The sequence below is a fragment of the Variovorax sp. CCNWLW225 genome, from assembly GCF_037204045.1.
Taxonomy (GTDB): Bacteria; Pseudomonadota; Gammaproteobacteria; order Burkholderiales; family Burkholderiaceae_C; genus Variovorax.
Map to the genome: position 1 here is coordinate 216,791 of NZ_JBBCBV010000004.1, position 14,772 is coordinate 231,562.

At 66.3% G+C, this 14,772-nt stretch carries 12 protein-coding genes; 6 read left to right on the forward strand and 6 right to left on the reverse strand.

Annotated elements, in window-relative coordinates; all coding sequences use genetic code 11:
- Window positions 1–111 precede the first annotated feature (111 nt).
- The 3 genes from V9L20_RS10585 to V9L20_RS10595 all read left to right on the forward strand — a co-directional run bounded on the left by V9L20_RS10585 (window position 112) and on the right by V9L20_RS10595 (window position 3,854).
- Complete coding sequence (locus V9L20_RS10585) at window positions 112–1,242, forward strand: alcohol dehydrogenase catalytic domain-containing protein (protein ID WP_337296548.1); 1,131 nt, start codon at window positions 112–114, stop codon at window positions 1,240–1,242.
- Window positions 1,243–1,256: 14 nt separating this feature from the next.
- Window positions 1,257–2,783, forward strand: coding sequence for an FGGY-family carbohydrate kinase (locus V9L20_RS10590; protein WP_337296549.1), 1,527 nt, complete (start codon window positions 1,257–1,259; stop codon window positions 2,781–2,783).
- A 333-nt stretch (window positions 2,784–3,116) separates the two neighbouring features.
- Window positions 3,117–3,854, forward strand: a complete 738-nt coding sequence (locus V9L20_RS10595; protein WP_337296550.1) for an SDR family oxidoreductase — start codon at window positions 3,117–3,119, stop codon at window positions 3,852–3,854.
- A gap of 21 nt (window positions 3,855–3,875) precedes the next feature.
- Here V9L20_RS10595 and V9L20_RS10600 read toward each other — a convergent pair whose 3' ends face one another.
- Genes V9L20_RS10600 through V9L20_RS10610 form a run of 3 tightly spaced genes read right to left on the reverse strand, consistent with a single transcriptional unit; the run spans window position 3,876 to window position 7,403 of the window.
- The gene (locus V9L20_RS10600) at window positions 3,876–4,190 is read right to left on the reverse strand and encodes a polyhydroxyalkanoic acid system family protein (protein WP_337296551.1); all 315 of its coding nucleotides are present in this window, start codon (window positions 4,188–4,190) and stop codon (window positions 3,876–3,878) included.
- Complete coding sequence (locus V9L20_RS10605) at window positions 4,183–5,319, reverse strand: aminopeptidase (protein ID WP_337296552.1); 1,137 nt, start codon at window positions 5,317–5,319, stop codon at window positions 4,183–4,185. Before V9L20_RS10605 ends, V9L20_RS10600 begins: the two co-directional genes overlap by 8 nt.
- Window positions 5,316–7,403 carry a molybdopterin-containing oxidoreductase family protein gene (locus tag V9L20_RS10610; RefSeq protein WP_337296553.1) on the reverse strand — a complete coding sequence of 696 codons (2,088 nt, stop codon included), beginning with the start codon at window positions 7,401–7,403 and terminating at the stop codon, window positions 5,316–5,318. The genes V9L20_RS10605 and V9L20_RS10610 overlap by 4 nt, the downstream gene beginning before the upstream one ends.
- Before the next feature lie 58 nt (window positions 7,404–7,461).
- Here V9L20_RS10610 and V9L20_RS10615 point away from each other — a divergent pair, with 58 nt between their 5' ends.
- The gene (locus V9L20_RS10615; RefSeq protein ID WP_337296554.1) at window positions 7,462–8,586 is read left to right on the forward strand and encodes an ABC transporter substrate-binding protein; all 1,125 of its coding nucleotides are present in this window, start codon (window positions 7,462–7,464) and stop codon (window positions 8,584–8,586) included.
- A gap of 37 nt (window positions 8,587–8,623) precedes the next feature.
- Here the strand turns inward: V9L20_RS10615 and V9L20_RS10620 are convergent, their stop codons facing one another.
- From V9L20_RS10620 to V9L20_RS10630, 3 genes are all read right to left on the reverse strand, one after another.
- Window positions 8,624–9,718, reverse strand: a complete 1,095-nt coding sequence (locus V9L20_RS10620; RefSeq protein WP_337296555.1) for a M14 family metallopeptidase — start codon at window positions 9,716–9,718, stop codon at window positions 8,624–8,626.
- Window positions 9,715–10,917 (reverse strand): M20 aminoacylase family protein, encoded by a 1,203-nt coding sequence (locus V9L20_RS10625; RefSeq protein ID WP_337296556.1) that lies wholly within the window; start codon window positions 10,915–10,917, stop codon window positions 9,715–9,717. The genes V9L20_RS10620 and V9L20_RS10625 overlap by 4 nt, the downstream gene beginning before the upstream one ends.
- Window positions 10,918–10,995: 78 nt before the next feature.
- On the reverse strand, window positions 10,996–12,192 hold the full coding sequence (locus tag V9L20_RS10630) for a glycerophosphodiester phosphodiesterase (RefSeq protein WP_337296557.1): 1,197 nt from the start codon (window positions 12,190–12,192) through the stop codon (window positions 10,996–10,998).
- Between the two features lie 99 nt (window positions 12,193–12,291).
- Here V9L20_RS10630 and argE point away from each other — a divergent pair, with 99 nt between their 5' ends.
- Window positions 12,292–13,458 carry an acetylornithine deacetylase gene (gene argE / locus V9L20_RS10635; RefSeq protein WP_337296558.1) on the forward strand — a complete coding sequence of 389 codons (1,167 nt, stop codon included), beginning with the start codon at window positions 12,292–12,294 and terminating at the stop codon, window positions 13,456–13,458.
- Window positions 13,451–14,713, forward strand: a complete 1,263-nt coding sequence (locus V9L20_RS10640) for a DUF445 domain-containing protein (protein WP_337296559.1) — start codon at window positions 13,451–13,453, stop codon at window positions 14,711–14,713. Before argE ends, V9L20_RS10640 begins: the two co-directional genes overlap by 8 nt.
- The last annotated feature ends 59 nt before the right edge of the window (window positions 14,714–14,772 follow it).

Below are 14,772 nucleotides of genomic sequence, written 5' to 3' on the forward strand. Positions count from 1 at the left end.
GGGGCTGGCAGGGCGTGTCCATTGGTGACGCTGCTTGCCCCCACCCCTGCCCTCCCCCGGAAGGGGAGGGAGAAAAACCAAACCCAACACAACCCTGACCACAAGGAACCCATGTCGTACCATAAACTCCAGCCCGGCGCATCGGGCGCGATCGGAAGGCTCGCCGCCATGCAGGCCGTCGTCTGCCACGGCCCGAAGGACTACCGGCTCGAAACCGTCGAGGTGCCCGCCATCGGCCCGAACGAGCTGCTGATCTCCATCGCGGCCTGCGGCATCTGCGCCTCTGATTGCAAATGCCATTCGGGCGCAAAGATGTTCTGGGGCGGCGACGGCCAGCCCTCTTGGGTCAAGGCGCCCGTGGTTCCCGGCCATGAATTCTTCGGCTACGTGGAGGCACTCGGCGAAGGCGCAGCCGAACACTTTGGCGTGGAGAAAGGCGACCGCGTGATCGCCGAGCAGATCGTGCCCTGCGACAAGTGCCGCTTCTGCACTTCGGGCAAGTACTGGATGTGCGAGGTGCACAACATCTTCGGCTTCCAGCGCATCGTGGCCGACGGCGGCATGGCCGACTACATGCGCCTGCCGCCGACCTCGCGCGTGCACAAGATTCCCGATGGCATTTCGCTGGAAGACGCGGCCATCATCGAACCGCTCTCGTGCGCGATCCACACGGTGAACCGCGGCGACATCCAGCTCGATGACGTGGTGGTGATCGCAGGCGCCGGCCCGCTCGGGCTGATGATGGTGCAGGCGGCGGCGCTCAAGACGCCGAAGAAGCTGATCGTGATCGATCTCGTGCCCGAACGGCTCGCGCTCGCGAAGCAGTTCGGCGCCGACGTGACGATCAACCCCAAGACCGAGAACGCCGATGCGGTCGTCAAGGGCCTGACCGACGGCTACGGCTGCGACGTCTACATCGAGACCACGGGCGCACCCATCGGCGTGACGCAGGGGCTGGACATGATCCGCAAGCTCGGCCGTTTTGTCGAGTTCAGCGTGTTCGGCTCGGAGACGAGCGCCGACTGGTCGATCATCGGCGACCGCAAGGAGCTCGACGTGCGCGGCGCGCACCTGGGGCCCTACTGCTACCCGATTGCCATCGACCTGCTGGCGCGCGGGCTCGTCACGTCCAAGGGCATCGTGACGCACGACTTTCCGTTGACCGAGTGGGAGCGCGCCTTCACACTGGCCAACTCCCTAGATTCGATCAAGGTGCTGCTCAAGCCGCAGCCCAGGTCCTGAAAGACGGTGTTGCCATGAAGTACGTGATCGGCGTCGACATCGGCACGCAGAGCACCAAGTGCCTGCTGGTGGGCATCGACGGCAAGGTGCTTTCGCAAAGCAGCGTGGCCTACCAGCCGGAGACGCCGAAGCCGCTGTGGGCGCAGCAAGATTGCGAAGTGTGGTTCGATGCAGTCTGCGAGAGCGTGCGCGCCTGCGTCGCAAAGAGCGGCATCGCAACAACCGATATTGGCGCGATGTGCGTGAGCAGCCTCTACGGCGGCGCGGGCATCCCGGTAGACGAGGCGATGCAGCCGCTGCACCCGTGCCTGATCTGGATGGACCGCCGCGCCACCGCAGAAGTCGATACAGTGAACGCGACCGTCGACGTGGCGCGGCTGCAAGCGATTACCGGCAACGGCATCGACAGCTACTACGGCTTCACCAAGATGCTGTGGATCCGCGAGCACCTGCCCGATGTGTGGGCAAAGACACGCTACTTCCTTCCGCCCAACAGCTACGTCAACTGGCGGCTCACCGGAGAGCTCGCGGTCGACCACAGCTCGGCCGGCAACATCGGCGGCGTGTACGACGCGGCGCAGCGCAGCTGGTCGGAAGAAGCGCTCTGCATGCTCGGCATTCCGGCGCGCATGATGCCGCCGCGCCTGGTCGAATCGAGCGACGTGGTCGGCAGCCTGAACGCCGAATGGGCCGCCAAGCTGGGCCTCGCCGAAGGCATGCCGCTGATGGCCGGCGGCGTGGATGCAGCCGTGGCCACCTTCTGCGCCGGCGTCACCGCCAGCGGCGACCATGTGGCGATGATCGGCACCAGCATGTGTTGGGGCTTTGTGAGCCCCACGGTCGACGCGCGCCACAAGCTCATCACCATGCCTCATGTGTACCGGGGCGCAGACCGCAGTTATGTGTTCGGCGGCGCCATCGCCGCGGGCGCAGCCGTCACGTGGTTTCGCGAAACCTTCTGCCAGGCCGAAATGGCCGAAGCCGCGCGCACCGGCGAAGACGCACATGCACTCATTGAACGCAAGGCCGTCGACGTGCCACCCGGTGCGGAAGGCCTGGTCTTCCTGCCCTACATGATGGGCGAGCGCAGCCCCATCTGGGATGCACAAGCCAAGGGCGCGTTCATCGGCCTTTCGCTCGCGCACAGCCGCGCACACCTGTACCGCGCGGTGCTCGAGGGTGTGAGCTTCGCGCTGCAGCACAACATCGAAGCGGGACGGCAAAGCGGCCAACCATTGGACGACCGCCTGATCGTGGTCGGTGGCGCCGCGCATTCGAACCTCTGGATGCAGATCGTGGCGGACATCACGGGCTACCCGGTGTTCACCATCGAGGAAGAAGTCGAGGCGGCCCTCGGCGCTGCAATGCTCGCGGCGCTTGGTGCGGGGCTGGTGGATGCCGCGGCTGCGGAGCGGGGATGGGTCACACTGGTGGAACGCGCGCGGCCGCAACCTGAAGCGCAGGCTATCTATCGCAAGCGCTTCGATATCTACAAGTCTCTTTACCCCGCATTGCGTGATGCGATGCATGGGCTGACGTGAAATCTTGCTCTTCGATTCGCTGCGTTGGGGCTCATTCAGGGCGCGCACCCGCCGACGGGGTACCTTGCTCCGCGAATGTCCCCCGGCCTGCGGCCTCCTCCTTTATTTCGCTGCGCAAGGCACCCCATCAGCGGGAGCGTTGGGCAGAGCGGTGGTTGATCAGCCGTACACCAGCAGCGTGCCCCAGTGCACAGGGCATCGGGTGCTCCCCGCAGCGAAATAAAGGAGGAGGCGAAGCCGGGGGACATTCGCGGAGGGGAGTACCCGGTGGCCTTTGCACGCGCCCCGAATGCATTCCAGCACACGCCATGCCCACCACAGTAAACAACTGACATGAAAACCTCCTTCGACTTCTCCGCCAAACGCGCCCTAGTGACCGGCGCCAGCAGCGGCATCGGCCGCGCCGTCGCAGTACGGCTCGCACAATCAGGCGCATCGGTAACGGCCGTGGGCCGCAACGCCGCAGCACTCGACGCCCTGCACACAGAAGCCGGCTGCACCCCACTGGTGATCGACGTCGAAGATGCGGCCACTCTGGAACGAGAACTCGCAACGTTGCCGGCCTTCGACCTCGTGGTGAACTGCGCCGGCATCGCATTGCTCGAATCGGCGTTCGATTTCCAGCCCAAAAACTTCGACGCCGTGATGGCCGTCAACGCGCGCGCCGCGGCGCTGGTGGCCTCGCGCTGCGGCAAGGCGATGGCATCGGCCGGCGTGCGCGGCAGCATCGTCAATGTGTCGAGCCAGGCTTCGCTGGTCGCGCTCGATGCGCATCTTTGCTACTGCGCCTCGAAGGCCGCCATGGATGCGATCACGCGTTCGCTCTGCCTTGAATTCGGGCCGCACGGCATCCGCGTGAACAGCGTGAACCCGACCGTCACGCTCACGCCCATGGCCGAACAGGCCTGGGCCGATCCTGCAAAGAGCGCTGCGGCACTCAGGAACATTCCGCTCGGGCGGTTTGCGCAGGTCGACGAAGTGGTGGCGCCGATCTTGTTTCTGCTCTCCGATGGCGCATCGATGATCAGCGGCGCGGCGCTGCCGGTGGATGGCGGCTACACCATCGTCTGAAGCCGCTGCGGCGAAGAACCGTCAGGCAAAGCGGCTTTTGCCACCCGGCGCATCGAGCAGCGCGTCGAGGTTCTTCGCAATCTTCTGCTCGATCTGGTCGCTGAAGCTGCTGAACAGAAAACCCAGCGTGGCCTCCAGCGTCAACGTGTTGGCCGTGACCTCCACGGTACCGTCGATGCCGGCCCGGCTGAACTGCGCGACGTCGCTGGTCTCGCCCTCGGTATAGATGCATTCCAGGCCGTAGTCCTGCTCGACTTGTTGCATCCATTGGCGTGCGACTTCGCGTGCACCGGCAATGCCCAGCGCGTGGTTTCGTTCGATAAGGATGTCAGGCACCGTGATCTCCGTGGTTGTCTTGGTTCTTGTGGATGGAATTGTTCGTCTGCAGGATACCGGTGGCCGTTTGCAATGCATGGCGCCGCTCCTCCATCGTCGGCAGCGCGGCAATGCGGCGCACCTCCTTGTAGAAGCGCGGCCAGTTGCGGCCCTCGCGCTCGAACAGCGCCTCGAAGCCCGGAACCAGGTCGTCATAAGCACCCTGGGCTGCGAAGGTCGCGTTGTTGGCGCGTGCCACCCAGAGGTCGTAGGCACCCTGGCGCGGGCCCAGCCATTCTGCGCGCAGCCTGGCGTAGCGTTCGCGGAAGTCGTCCATCGCTGCCTTCTTCATGGCGTCGACCGTCGCCCAGTCGCCGGCCTTGGCCTGCGTGGATTCGTACACCTGGTTGAGCGCACGTCGCGTAGTGAGGGCCAGCGCGCGGAACTGCTGGCGCTGCGCATCGAAGCGCGCGTATTCGCTGCGCGCCGCGTCGCTGGCCTCGCGCTGCAGCCACAGGGCGCCGCCGATGCGCTCCACCGCCGTGGCGTACGACTCGTTGAAGACCGTGTCGCCGGGCACGTAGAGCACCTGGTGCGCGAGCTCATGGAACACGATCCGCGCCAGCTCGCCTTCGGGGTAGCCGATGAAGGTGGAAAGCAGCGGGTCGCCACCGGCCCAGTTCATCCAGCCCAGCGTGGAATATGCAGGCACGGGGTAGACGGCGGTTTCCAGGCCCTTGGCGCTTTGCGCCTCGGCTTCGGCCTTGGCCGCGGCCTCGTCGTAGTAGCCGCGATAGCCCACGCAGCCGGCCACCGGAAAGCACCAGTTCTTGAGCGTGAGCGAATACGGCGGGGCAGCCACCACGTTCCACACCGCGGCGCGGCGGCGCAGGTCGGCGTACGAGGTGTAGCTGGGGTTGTCGGGCAGCGCCAGTTCGGTCACGGCAAAGCGGCGGATGCGCTGCGCGAGTTCGAGCTTGGCTTTCAGCGGCTCGGAAACGGCCGGGTCGGCCAGCCACTCGGGCACCGGCTTGGCGGCCCGCATGATGCCGATGTGGCCGCTGGCCGACTGCCAGTAGTAGCCGAGGTCGGCGCAGCCGCCGAGCAGCAACAGCGCGCCGGCCAGCGCGAATGCGGGAGCAGCCCTCACCCCAACCCACTCTCAGCGGAAGAGGGAGCAATACGCTCCACTTCGACCAGGCAGTCATAGAAAGTCGGGCCGCGGCCGATGTCGGTCAGTCGCTGGCTGGTGAGCTGGTTGACGTTGGTGCCGTCCATGCCGAGCTTGCGCCACCAGATGCCCATGCCGTGCACCACGCCGGGCCGCGCGCGGCGCGAGACTTCGGCGCGGCAGCGGTGCTCGCCGCGGCTGTTGAACACGCGCACCGTGGCGCCGTTCTCGATGCCTCGCGCGGCGGCGTCGGCCTCGTGAATCTCGAGCAGCGGCTCGCCTTCGATGGCGCGCAGGCTCGTCACGTTGACGAAGGTTGAATTGAGAAAATTGCGAGCCGGCGGCGAGATCATTGCCAACGGAAATTCGGTGGAGCCGCCCGCGGGTTCGTAGTTGGGCACGTGGTCAGGCAGCCCGTCCATGCCCTGCGCCTGCAGCCGTGCGCTGAAGAATTCGCAGCGGCCCGAAGGCGTCGGAAACTTGCCGTCGGCAAAAGGCGCTTCGGGCAGCGGCAGGCTGGTGAAGCCTTGCGCGAGCAGCTCTTCGTAGTCGATGGCGCCGGGCGCAAAGGCGGTGCGGCACAAGGTCTCGTCGTCTTCGGAGAAGCAGGGCTCGTCGAAGCCCATGCGGCGCGCCAGCTCGCGGAAAATCCATGCGTTGCTGCGCGCCTCGCCGCGCGGCGCCACCGCAGGGCGGTTCAGCAGCACGTCGGTGTGGCCATAGCTGCAGTGGATGTCCCAATGCTCGAGCTGGGTGGTGGCGGGCAGCAGGTAGTCGGCGTAGTCGGCGGTGTCGGTCTGGAACTGCTCCAGCACCACGGTAAAGAGGTCTTCGCGCGCAAAGCCCGCCACCACCTTGCCCGACTCGGGCGCCACCGCGACCGGGTTGCTGTTGTAGACCACGATGGCCTTCACCGGCTTGGCCTCGTCGAGCAGCGCGTCGCCGATGGTGCTCATGTTGACGGTGCGCGGCTGGCGCCCGGCAAGCAGGTCGGGCCGCTGCAGCGCGGCGCGGTCGGCCGGAAAGTGGCCCGAACTGCTCAGCAGAAGCCCGCCCGCGCGGTCGCGCCAGGCGCCCACCAGCGCGGGCAGGCAGGCAATGGCGCGCGCCGCGTTGCCGCCGCCGCGCACGCGCTGCATGCCGTAGTTCAGGCGGATGGCGGCGGGCTTGGTGGTGCCGTAGGCCTGCGCCAGCGCCACGATCTGCGCCTCGGGCACGCCGCACACGGCGGCGGCGCGCGACGGCGGCCATTGCAGGGCGCGCTCGCGCAACTGCTCCCAGCCGAGCGTGTGGTTTTCGATGTAGTCGTGGTCGAGCCAGTCGTGCACGATGAGTTCGTGCATCAGCGCCAGGGCCAGCGCGGCGTCGGTGCCGGGCAGCAGGGCGATGTGCTCGTCGCACTTGTCGGCGGTTTCGGTCTTTCGCGGGTCGATGCACACCAGCCGCGCCCCGGCGCGCCGGGCGGCCTGGGCGTGGCGCCAGAAGTGCAGGTTGCTCGCAATGGAGTTGCTGCCCCAGATCAGGATGAGCTTGGCCTCGGCGAAAAACTCGATCCGCATGCCGATCTTGGCGCCAAGGGTGTAGACCATGGCCTCGCCGCCGGCCATGGAGCAAATGGTGCGGTCCAGCAGCGTCGCGCCCAGCTTGTGGAAAAAACGACGGTCCATGGACTCGCCCTGCACAAGACCCATGGTGCCTGCGTAACTATAAGGCACAATTGTTTCTGGATCTGTCTGCAATGCACGGAGATGCGCGGCGATGTCGTCAAGAGCGGCGTCCCAGCTTACGGGTTCGAACTGGCCGCTGCCTTTGGGACCGACGCGTTTCATGGGCTGCACGAGGCGCTCGGCATGGCTGTTGCGCTCGATGTAGCGTGAAACCTTGGTGCAAAGGACGCCGCCGGTGTGCGAATGGGCCGGATTGCCCTGCAGCTTTACGGCCACGCCGTCTGTGACGGTGGTGACCAGCGCGCAGGTGTCCGGACAGTCGTGCGGGCAAGCGCCCAGGACCGTGGAAGTTTCGGTGGGGAGAACAGCAGTTGTAGAGACCGGGGCATCGTCCATCCGGCAAGTCTAAAGTTTTCCAGGTAGTGCGCGGCATTGCGCAAAAGAGGTTTTCACCATGATGAATCGCAGACATTTTTCACTGGCCACCGGCGCGGCGGCGCTGGGTGGCTTCCAGCTGGCCAGGGCCCAAGGCGACACGCCGCTGGTTCTGGGTCAATCGGCCCCCTTCACCGGCCCGGCCGCTCAGCTCGGCATTCAGTTTCACCAGGGTGCCAAGCTGTTCCTGGACCAATACAACGCCCAGCCCGGCCGCCGCCAGGTGGTGATCAAGAACCTGGACGACGGCTATGAGCCCGACCGCTGCGCGGCCAACACGCAGAAGCTGATCGAGGAAGACGTGTTCGCGCTGTTCGGCTACATCGGCACCCCCACCAGCATGGCGGCGCTGCCGCTCGCGGTGAAGGACAAGGTGCCCTTCATCGCGCCGTTCACCGGCGCCATGTCGCTGCGCGAACCGTTCCAGAAGAACGTGTTCCACCTGCGCGCCTCGTACAACGACGAGACCGCGCTCATCGTCAAGCAGCTCACCCACCTGCACCTGAAGAAGATCGCGGTCTTCTATCAGAACGACGCCTACGGCAAGGCCGGACTCGACGGCGTGACCTTGGCGCTGTCGCAGCAGGACCTCAAGCCGGTGGCGCTGGCCACGGTGGAGCGCAACTCGGTCGACGTGGCCTCGGCCGTGAAGAGCATCGTGGCGGCGCGCCCCGACGCCGTGGTTCAAGTCGGCGCCTACAAGGCATGCGCGGCTTTCATTCGCGAGGCCCGCAAGGCCGGCTACGGCGGCACCTTCTTCAATGTGTCTTTCGTGGGTACCCAGGCGCTGGCCGACGAGCTCGGCAAGGGCGGCGCGGGCGTGATGGTGACCCAGGTGGTGCCCTCGCCCTACAACCCCGCCAACGCGATCACGCGCGAATTCAGCGACGCGGTCAAGAAGGCCGGTGCCGCGGCGAGCGCCAATTTCTCGAGCATGGAAGGCTACCTTGCCGCCAAGGTGCTGACCGAGGGCCTGCGGCGCGCGCCGGGCAAGGCCTCGCGCGACGGCCTCATTGCAGGGCTGGAGAGCATCGACCGCCAGCAGTTCGGCGGCTTCGAGGTGTCGTTCTCTCCCAAGAACCACGTCGGCTCGAAGTTCGTCGAGCTGTCGATGATCACCGCCGACGGCAAGATCCGGACCTGACCGCAGGGGCATTGCGCCCCAATTCTTGCTTCTTGCGTCAGCCGCTCAGGCCGTCCACCGCCTGGAACATGGCCTGGCGGGCCTGGCTGACGATCTGGCCGCGCCAGGCGTCGGTGTCGGTATAGAAGGCATCGCGCATTCGCGCCCGAATGCCGTCGGCCAGCTCGGCCGGCGCTTCAGGGTGCTTGTGCAGCCAGTGGTCGGCGCGCAGGGCGCCCAGAACGTCGAGCATCGGCAGCGTGCCGTATTCGAGCGCAATGCCGGTGTATTCGGCCTGCGGGCATTCCTGGTACACCGCTTCGCTGATGAGGCCGCTCAGCAGCGCCGAGGTCGACGAGCCGTCGTAGATCGACGTCACCGGCGCCGCGGGCGCGCCCCACCAGGCGTTGGCGCGCGCGTAGGCAGCCTTGTCGTCCCTGCCAGCGAAGATGCGTTCGCCGATGCCGTTCGGCCCGAGCCCGGTGTGCAGGTCGATCCAGCCCAGCCGGCGCGTGCCGGCCGCGTGGCGGCGCAGCACGTTGCGCAGCGTCTTGTTGCTCCAGCTTTGCGCCTTGCCGCCAAAGAACAGCCCGTCGTCGAACTGGTATTGACCGCCGGTGACGGCCGCCTGGAAAGCAGCAACGCCATGTTTCTCGATCCATTGATCGACCGCGGCCTGGTTCTCGGGCGTGGGCGGCCAGGCGTCGGGCAATAGCAGCGGATGCAGCTTGGCATAGGCCTGGTTGACCGGCAGCGGCTGCGAGAAATCGACGAAATTGCGGTTCAGGTCGACGTTTTCGTGCGTGACGCGCCGCCCGTATGAAAAGCCGTGCGGATTGAGCGCGTGCACGTACAGCACCGCAACACCCTGCGCCTTGGCCTTCTCGCGCCATTCGACGTCGTGCAGAGCGAACACCTGCACGCCGCTGCCGCAATGGCCCTCCACGCCATGGCAGGCACTGGAGACGATCAACAGGCGCTCGGCGTTGGCATCGCCGTCGAGCGCCACGTCCATCGAAAGCTCTTCGCCGTCCTGCCCCTTGGCCGGATGCGCATGCGGCTCGACTGTGAGGCCCGCGCTCACGCAGGCCTGCAGGAATTTCTGGCGCGCCTGGGCGTAGCGCGGCGAAAACGCCTCCCCGATGCCGATCAAGATGCGTTTCCTCCGGGCTTCAGGAACTGCTCGGTCAGTTGCACCCAGCAGGTGGCGCCCAGGGGAATGAGGTCGTCGTTGAAGTCGTAGCTCGCGTTGTGCAGCGTGCACGGCCCTTCGCCGTGGTGCACGTCACGGTGCGAGCCGTCGCCGTTGCCGATGAAGGCATAGGCGCCGGGCTTGGCCTGCAGCATGAAGGCGAAGTCTTCCGAGGTCATGGCGGGTTCCTGCCGCAGCACGTTCTCGGCGCCGACGATGCCGCCCATCACGCGGCGCGCAAAGTCGGCCTCGGCCTCGGTGTTGACCGTCGGCGGGTAGTAGCGCTCGAAGCGGAAGTCGCAGGTGGCGTCGTGCGCCGCGCAGATGCTCTCGGCAATCTTCTTCATGCGCGCTTCGATCATGTCGAGCACCTCGATGGAGAAGGTGCGCACGGTGCCCGTCAACTCGCAGTTGTCGGGAATCACGTTGTTGGCTTCGCCCGCGTGGATGGTGGTAACCGAGATCACGGCCGAATCGGTCGGCTTCATCTTGCGCGTGAGAATGGTCTGGAACGCCTGCACGATCTCGCAGGCGATCGGCACCGGGTCGATGCCGGTCTGCGGCAGCGCGGCATGGCCGCCCTTGCCGATCACGTTCACATAGAACTTGTTGCCCGACGCCATCACCGGCCCCGGGCTCACCGCGAACTGGCCGGCCTTCATGCCGGGCCAGTTGTGCATGCCGAACACGGCGTCCATGGGGAACTGCTCGAAGAGCCCTTCCTTGATCATTTCGCGCGCGCCGCCGCCGCCCTCTTCGGCCGGCTGGAAGATCAGGTACACCGTGCCGTCGAAGTTGCGGTGCTTCGCCAGGTGCTGCGCCGCGGCCAGCAGCATGGCGGTGTGGCCGTCGTGCCCGCAGGCGTGCATCTTGCCGTGGTGCTTGCTGGCGTGGGCGAAGGTGTTGAGCTCGGTCACCGGCAGCGCGTCCATGTCGGCGCGCAGGCCGACGGCGCGGTTGCTGGTGCCGTTCTTGACGATGCCCACCACGCCGGTGGTGCCCAGGCCGCGGTGAATGGGAATGCCCCATTCAGTGAGCTTGCCTGCCACCACATCGGCGGTGCGGACTTCTTCGAAGCAGAGTTCGGGATGGGCGTGAAGGTCACGTCGCACGGCGGCGATGCCGGCCGCCTGCGTGACGAGCGAATCGATGAGTTTCATGGGGCACAGTCTAGGCTTTGCGGAAATCCCCGCAAAGACCGTGCCGGGCAAACCCTCAGGCTGCGTTCAGGAAACCGGTCAGCGGCCGAGGCTCTTCAGGTACTCGGCGCGGGCGGCCACGGCGGTGTCCGTGAAATCGGTGAACACGCCGTCCACGCCGAGCTTGTAATAGATCGCGTACTCGTTCTTGCCGTCCTTGTTGTAGTCGGCGGCCAGGCGGCGCGACTCGTTGCGGAAGGTGAACGGGTGCACGAACAAGCCCGCCTTGTGGGCGTCGGCGATCAGCGTGGTGGGCGAAACCGAGGTGGCATCGGCATCGTTGATCTTGCCGTCCTTGTTGACGTCGAGCGGCTTGCCGTCGGAGCCGATGCTGCCCTTGATGCTCACGATGTAGCGCTTCCACGGGCCGATGCCGTCGGCATAGGTCTTGATTTCGGCCAGGCCCGCGGGCGTGACCATGACGTCGAAGTTGCGCTTGTCGCCCGCCTTGGTCCATTCGTAGGGACGGTCGACCGGCACGGCGTAGGTCATGGCACCGGTCCTCATGTCGATGCCGTCGCCGTCGATCAGCTGGATGAGCCGGGTGTTCAGGCCCTTGCTCTTCATGTACTTGAGGCTGCCGGGCTCGAACGACTGCACGTAGACGGGCGCGGTCTTGCTGTTCCAGCCGGCGGCGTTGATGGCGGCGATGACCTTGTCTTCCATCGGCAGACCCAGGTCGCGGAAGTAGGTCGGGTTCTTGGTCTCGGGGTAGATCGCGATGGTGCGGCCGGTTTCCTTCGACTTGGCCTTGGCAAAGTCGATGATCTCCTGGAAGGTGGCGATCTTGAACTTGCCGTTGAATTCCTGCGGCCGCTCTGCGTCGGTCGAAATGCCGCCCAGCGTCTTGATCTCGGCCAGCGTGAAGTCGTTGCTGAACCAGCCGGTCTGGGTTTCACCGTCGACCTTGATGGTCTTCTTGCGTGAGGCGAAACGCGGGTGCTTGGCCACGTCGGTGCTGATGGCCAGGTTGGGGTCGTGGCGGGCAATGAGCACGCCGTCCTTGGTGGAGACCAGGTCCATCTCGATCACGTCGGCACCCAGTTCGATGGCGCGCGCATAAGACTCGAGCGTCTGCTCCGGCAGCAAGCCCGAGGCACCGCGGTGCGCAATGACCAGCGGCGGCTGGCCGTCGAGCGTCAGCAGCTTTCCGGGAGAACCGCCGGGGCCGGTGGTACCGCAGGCGGCAAGGCAGAGGGCAGCGGTTGCAGAGAGAGCCAGCTGAAGGTTGCGCATCGTCTTTTTCTCCATCCAAAAGAGGCGCAGGGTACCCGCTTCGCATGACAGCGCCGGCAACCGCGGCGCGCGGCGCCGACTTCTTGGACAATATGTTGCATGCTCCATACGCTTTCCCCTCAAAGCCTCGCCCTGGCCCAGGCGCTCGTGCGCATGAACACCATCAGCGCGAACAGCAACCTCGAACTGATCGACCTTGCGCAGAGCCACCTGGCCGCGCTGGGCGTCAAAAGCCGCATCACCTACAACGCCGAACGCACAAAGGCCAACCTGTTCGCCACGCTCGGCGAAGGCAAGCCGGCGGGCGTCATCGTTTCAGGCCACACCGACACGGTGCCCTGGGACGGGCAGGAATGGAGCGTCGACCCGCTCTCGGCCGTGGTGCAGAACGAGCGCCTCTACGGCCGCGGCTCGGCGGATATGAAGAGCTTCATTGCCATCGCCCTTGCCAACGCCAAGCGCTTTCTCGAAAGCGACTCGCCTTACGCGGTGCACTTCGCCTTCAGCTATGAAGAAGAAATAGGCTGCTTCGGCGTGAAGGAACTGATTGCCGACATGCGCGACGCCAACATCAAGCCGCTGGCCTGCATCGTGGGCGAGCCCACCAGCATGGTGCCGGCCATCGCGCACAAGGGCGTGTACCGCTACAAGTGCTGCGTGCGCGGCAAGGAGGCGCATTCGTCGCTCACGCCGCATTCGGTCAACGCCATCGAGATGGCGGCGCGCGTGGTCGGCAAGGTGCGCGACATGGCCGAGGGCTTCGAGCGCAGCGAACCGCGCTACGAAGGCTTCGACGTGCCCTTCAGCACCGCGAGCGTGGGCCAGTTCCACGGCGGCATTGCCGACAACGTGGTGCCGCGCGACGCCGAGTTCCGCTATGAATTCCGCGACCTTCCCACCGCCGATGCAAAGCGCATGCAGGCCGACGTGCTGGCCTATGCCGCGAGCATCGAGCCCGCGATGAAGAAGGTGGCGCCCGATGCAGGCTTCAAGTTTGAAACGATCTGCGAGATCCCGAGCTTCCTTGGCGCGGCCGACGACCCGATCACGCTGCTGGCCCAGCGCCTCGCGGGCGAAGATCGCACCACGCTGGTGGCCTTCGGCACCGAAGCGGGCCTTTTCAAGAACGCCGGCATCCCCACCGTGGTGTGCGGCCCGGGCAGCATCAACCAGGCGCACCAACCCGACGAGTTCGTGAGCCTGGAGCAGCTGGCGCGCTGCGAACTGTTCATGGAACGCCTCGCGGCCACGCCGACCATTGGCTGAAGACCACCACGGCAGCGACGCGCTGCAACGGATGAAGCGCGTCGCGCTGGGCCTGCTGTGCGCCGCGGCGCTGCTGTATGCGCTGGCCAGCGCGCTGCATGGCCAGCACCCGGCCTGGGGCTACGTGGCCGCCTTTGCAGAGGCGGCGATGGTCGGCGCCATTGCCGACTGGTTCGCGGTGGTGGCACTGTTCCGCCACCCGCTGGGTTTGCCGATTCCGCACACGGCCATCATCCCGAGCAACAAGGACCGCATCGGCGCCAAGCTGGCCGGCTTCATCTGCAACAACTTTCTCGGCACCGAGCAGGTGCTGGCCAAGCTCCGGGCGTTCGACGCGGCCGGCCGCATTGCCGAGTGGCTGGCGCGCCCCGCCAGCGGCGAGAAGCTGGGCGAATGGGGCGTGGCCGCCACGCGCTACGGCCTCTCGGCATTCGACGACGAGCGGGTTCGCGCCTTCATGGGGCGTGCCGCGGCTGCGGGCCTCGAGAAGATCGACCTCTCGCGCCTCACCGGCCAGGCGCTGGACGCACTCACCGCGGGCGGGCGCCACCAGGCCCTGCTCGACGATGTGCTGCAGCAGGTGGCCGGCCTGCTCGAAGGCGAAGAGGTTCAGGCGCACATCACCGAAGCCATTGCGCGCGAGATAAAAACGCTGCGCTACGTGGGGCTCGACCAGGTGGCGGCCAAGCTCGCCACGCGCAAGATCGTGGCCGCCGTGGCGCGCACCATTGCCGAGCTGGCGGCCGAACCCGGCCACCCGATGCGCAAGCGCTTTGACCACTTTGTCGACGACTTCGTGGTGCGGCTGAAGCTCGACCCCGAGTTCCAGCAGCGCGGCGAACAGATCCGCGCCGAGCTGATGGCCCACCCCGCGCTGGGCGATTACCTGCATGGGTTGTGGGGCGAGCTGCTCGCGTGGCTGCATGACGACCTGGGCCGAGGCGATTCGACGATCCGCCGCCGCATCGCGTCGATGGCCGGTGCGCTGGGTGCGCGCCTGCAGGCCGACGAAGCGATCCGCCGCTGGATCAACGAGCAGATCGAGGCGGCCGCGCCGCTGGCCATCGAACGCTACCGCGAAGACATCCGGCGCTACATCGAAGAGCGGGTCGCCGAATGGAATGCGGAGGAGATGACCGTGGAGCTCGAACGCAACATCGGCCGCGACCTGCAGTTCATCCGCATCAACGGCACGCTGGTGGGCGGCCTGGTGGGGCTGTTGATCCACACGGCGACGCAGCTGCTGCGCGGGTAATCCACAGCGGAAGAAAGTCCGCATGTTGCCGCACATGTCGCAGTAGCGACTGCGCCGCA